Source organism: Aminobacter sp. P4_H6_2 (assembly GCF_056400805.1).
Genome location: NZ_JBFUKO010000571.1, coordinates 1 through 3465, shown reverse-complemented (window position 1 = coordinate 3465; position 3465 = coordinate 1). Strand labels below are relative to the sequence as shown.

Below are 3465 nucleotides of genomic sequence, written 5' to 3'. Positions count from 1 at the left end.
CATTCTCACCGAACAGCTCGCCATTTCGGCAGCAGCCGCGGAGCTGCGTCGCATGGGAGCAGGGCGCATCGCCGATGCCTTCATTGAGACCCGTCTCGCCGGCCAATGGCGCGGCACTTACGGCATGCTCGATGCCCGCCACGATTCGCGGCTGATCATCGATACGCTTTATCCACAGGTCGGCTGAGAGCTGAAGTCGCGTTTCGCGGTGGCCGGGGCGAGGCTGGCGCCAGCCTTTGATCTGTTAACCTTAATGAATGGTTTACGTTGCATGACGTGAACGCAGGGCTCACTGTCTTTGCAAAGAAGCAGGATTCCCGATGCGGGCCTTTGCCACCCACTTGCCGGACACTGATGTCGCGAAGTCGCGTGCGGAGGAGTGCGTCTGATGCGCTATATCTTTGCAATTTGGGCAGCACCGCTGGTGCTTTTCTGGGGCTGGTACTTCGCGTCGATCAACGACATGCATTTCGGCTACTGGATGCTCTCGCGCCGGTTCAATCTTGCCATCTTCGAACTCTACGGCGAATTGCTCGGCGTCGATCCCGCGACGATCCCATGGATGATGGCCAAGGCATTCTTCGTTGACTCGCTGATCATTCTGGCGATCTGGGCATACCGCCGCCGCAAGCTCATCGCGGAGAGGGTCCGCGTATTGCGGGCGCGCTACTTTTCAGCCGAATCGGCGCCTAGCGTCTGAAGCCGGTCAAGCACACCCTGCAGGATGAAGGCGGCTGCGGCCGAATCGATGCGCCCGTCTCGTTTCTTGCGTGACACATCCATCTCGATCAGCACGCGCTCAGCCGCCACAGTCGACAGCCGTTCGTCCCAGAACATGAATGGCAAGTCGGTCAAATTGGCTGCGTTGCGCACGAACGAGCGCGATTTTTGCGCCCGCGGGCCTTCCGAGCCGTTCATGTTGATCGGCAAGCCGATCACGATCGCGCCGGTGTTTTCCTTGGCCAGCATGGCCAGCAGTGCCGCGACATCGAGCGTGAACTTCTTGCGGATGATGACCGGCCGCGGATGCGAGAACGACAGGCCGCGATCTGATACCGCCACGCCGATCGTCTTGTCGCCAAGGTCGAGCCCAGCCAGCGTCTTGCCGCCGGCAAGCAGTGCAGGCAATTCTTCAATGGTGGCGATGGCCAAGCGGCGTTCCTTTTGACACAGAGCATGAACGGAGCCGGTTTTCGGAAAAGTTCATGCTCCACCAAGAATATAGAGCTCATTCCGATTCATTCGGAATGGAACAGGCTCCAGCCCCTTTGACAGAGGCTTGGCGCGTTCTATCCTTCAGGCAACGAAATTGCGAGGAGTGCCGAAACGATGAAACTGACCTGGTACGGACATTCGGCTTTCCGCATCGAAGTGGCTGATGCCAAGATCCTGATCGACCCGTTCCTGAGCGGCAATCCTTCCTGGGGCAAATCCTGGGAGCAAGCGGCGGAGGGCGTCACCCATGTGCTGTTGACCCACGGCCATGACGATCATATCGGCGACGCCGCTGCCATCTTGAAGAAGACGGGCGCCATGCTGGTCGCCAATTTCGAAATCTGCATGTTTCTCGTGGGCCAAGGCGTCAGTGACAAGCAGATCAATCCCGGCAATATCGGCGGCACCGTCGATTGYGGCAGCTTCACCACCACCTTCGTTGCCGCCCAGCATTCGTCTTCGGCCAGTGTGCCTGGCGGCACCAACACCTATCTCGGCAATCCTGGCGGCCTGGTGCTGCATTTCGCCGAAGAGCGCACGCTCTACCATATGGGCGACACCGACATCTTCTCGGACATGGCATTGATCAACGAACTGCACGAGCCGGCCATCGGTATCGTGCCGATCGGCGACCGCTTCACCATGGGTGGTGCGGTGGYAGCCCTTGCCTGCCGGCGTTTCTTCAAATTCGAAACGGTCGTGCCGTGCCATTTTGCCAGCTTCCCGATCATCGACCAGACGGCGGAAAAATTCGTCGATGGCCTCGAAGGCTCGGGCGTCGATGTGGTGCTTCCAAAAGTAGGTGTGGCTATAGACATTTAATCGCGCGCCGCAGGTGGCGGGATGGGGGATTGGCAATGAAAAACTGGCGATCTTTCGTAGCGTTTTCAGCTTTCGTGTTCTCCACCTCGGCGGCATCCGCCGAGGACGTCATCAAGGGCGTCTATCTGCAATCCGAGGAACTCTGCGCCCAGGCCAAGAAAGAATCGCTGCAGACGGTGATCGATGCCGGGAGCTTGGTGCTGTCGGCACGCGGCATCGAAAGTGTCGAATACAATTGCGAATTCCTTAACGTCACCAGGGCAACGCGCTCGCCTGCATGGGCGGTGACCGCACTTTGCCAGGAGCCGGGGCATCTGTTCCCCGACATGCTTTCCATCCTTGAACTGAGCCCGACGCAACTGGAACTCTCTTCGGTCCGCGACGTCGATCCCGAGGGCGGCGAGACCGACAATGCCGGGACTTATTACCTGTGCGACGGCGTCACCATGCCGTGAGCATGATCATCCATGTTGCGCGCGCCGCGCTGCGCCGTTATAGCCCGACCAGACCAATTTACCGGCTTTCCGGAGTTTTTCGATGACCGTTGATCTCAAGACCGTCAAGCGCGTTGCGCATCTTGCCCGTATTGCGGTGAGCGAGGACGATGCCCAGCGCATGACCGGCGAATTGAACGCGATCCTGGGCTTCGTCGAGCAGCTCAACGAGGTCGATGTCTCCGGCGTCGAGCCGATGACGTCGGTCACGCCGATGGACATGAAAAAGCGCGTCGACGCCGTCACCGATGGCAACAAGGCCGCCGACATCGTCGCCAACGCGCCAGCCACTGACGAGAATTTCTTCCTCGTGCCGAAAGTGTTGGAGTAGGCCTTGGTCACCATCGCTGTTGAAAGCCCGTTGCAGGACGAAGTTCGCGAGCTTGTCGCTGAGCTGAACACCGTGCTGCATACGCTCTCGCCGCCGGAAGCCTGCTATCACCTCACCGTCGAGCAGATGGCCGATCCATCTGTCACCGTCTGGATCGCGCGCGATCAGGGCAAGGTGGTGGGGTGTGGGGCTCTGAAGCGGCATTCGGCCGGMTTAGGCGAAGTGAAACGCATGTTCACACGGCCGCAATGGCAAGGCCAGGGCGTCGGCAAGACGATCCTCGCCGAAATCATCAACACTGCGGCGTCCGAGAAGCTCGACACACTTGTTCTTGAAACCGGCGACCAGCATCCTGCCGCCTGGGCCGTTTATGAAAAGGCGGGCTTTACCCGCTGCGGCCMGGTGCTCGACTATCCGGATTCGCCTTATTCCGTGTTCTATCAGAAGCAGCTTTCGGCTGCGTGACCCGAAGTGATTTCGCCATGACCGAACTGACCAGACTGACGATTGCCGAAGCGCGCGAGAAGCTGCGCGGCAAGGAGATTACGGCCTCCGAGCTGACCGAAGCCTATGTCTCTGCCATCGAACAGGCCAATCCGATCT

At 59.5% G+C, this 3465-nt stretch carries 6 protein-coding genes and 1 pseudogene; 6 read left to right on the top strand and 1 reads right to left on the bottom strand.

Annotation, left to right across the window (positions count from 1 at the left end; translation table 11 throughout):
- Together AC1DUU_RS26730 and AC1DUU_RS26725 are read left to right on the top strand one after the other, a co-directional pair.
- Positions 1-187 (top strand): annotated as a pseudogene (locus AC1DUU_RS26730) (DNA alkylation response protein); the annotation flags it as partial.
- A gap of 201 nt (positions 188-388) precedes the next feature.
- A complete protein-coding gene (locus AC1DUU_RS26725) occupies positions 389-700 on the top strand; it encodes a DUF6105 family protein (RefSeq protein WP_476786379.1) in 312 nt (103 codons plus the stop codon).
- Here AC1DUU_RS26725 and ruvX read toward each other — a convergent pair.
- On the bottom strand, positions 667-1152 hold the full coding sequence (gene ruvX / locus AC1DUU_RS26720; RefSeq protein ID WP_476786378.1) for a Holliday junction resolvase RuvX: 486 nt from the start codon (positions 1150-1152) through the stop codon (positions 667-669). The two genes, AC1DUU_RS26725 and ruvX, sit on opposite strands and share 34 nt — an antisense overlap.
- A gap of 177 nt (positions 1153-1329) precedes the next feature.
- On the opposite strand from ruvX, the gene AC1DUU_RS26715 reads away from it, so the two are divergent.
- The 4 genes from AC1DUU_RS26715 (at position 1330) to AC1DUU_RS26700 (ending at position 3327) form a co-directional block, all read left to right on the top strand.
- On the top strand, positions 1330-2037 hold the full coding sequence (locus AC1DUU_RS26715; RefSeq protein WP_476786377.1) for a metal-dependent hydrolase: 708 nt from the start codon (positions 1330-1332) through the stop codon (positions 2035-2037).
- A gap of 35 nt (positions 2038-2072) precedes the next feature.
- On the top strand, positions 2073-2492 hold the full coding sequence (locus AC1DUU_RS26710; protein ID WP_476786376.1) for a hypothetical protein: 420 nt from the start codon (positions 2073-2075) through the stop codon (positions 2490-2492).
- Between the two features lie 82 nt (positions 2493-2574).
- Positions 2575-2862 (top strand): Asp-tRNA(Asn)/Glu-tRNA(Gln) amidotransferase subunit GatC, encoded by a 288-nt coding sequence (gatC, locus tag AC1DUU_RS26705; RefSeq protein ID WP_476786375.1) that lies wholly within the window; start codon positions 2575-2577, stop codon positions 2860-2862.
- A 3-nt stretch (positions 2863-2865) separates the two neighbouring features.
- Positions 2866-3327 (top strand): GNAT family N-acetyltransferase, encoded by a 462-nt coding sequence (locus AC1DUU_RS26700; protein ID WP_476786374.1) that lies wholly within the window; start codon positions 2866-2868, stop codon positions 3325-3327.
- Positions 3328-3465 lie beyond the last annotated feature (138 nt).

What these genes read in the sequence shown, in the direction of transcription:
- AC1DUU_RS26725 (WP_476786379.1), top strand. Translation starts at nt 389, where the DNA reads ATGCGCTATATCTTTGCAATTTGGGCAGCACCGCTGGTGCTTTTCTGG.
- AC1DUU_RS26710 (WP_476786376.1), top strand. Translation starts at nt 2,073, where the DNA reads ATGAAAAACTGGCGATCTTTCGTAGCGTTTTCAGCTTTCGTGTTCTCC.
- gatC (WP_476786375.1), top strand. Translation starts at nt 2,575, where the DNA reads ATGACCGTTGATCTCAAGACCGTCAAGCGCGTTGCGCATCTTGCCCGT.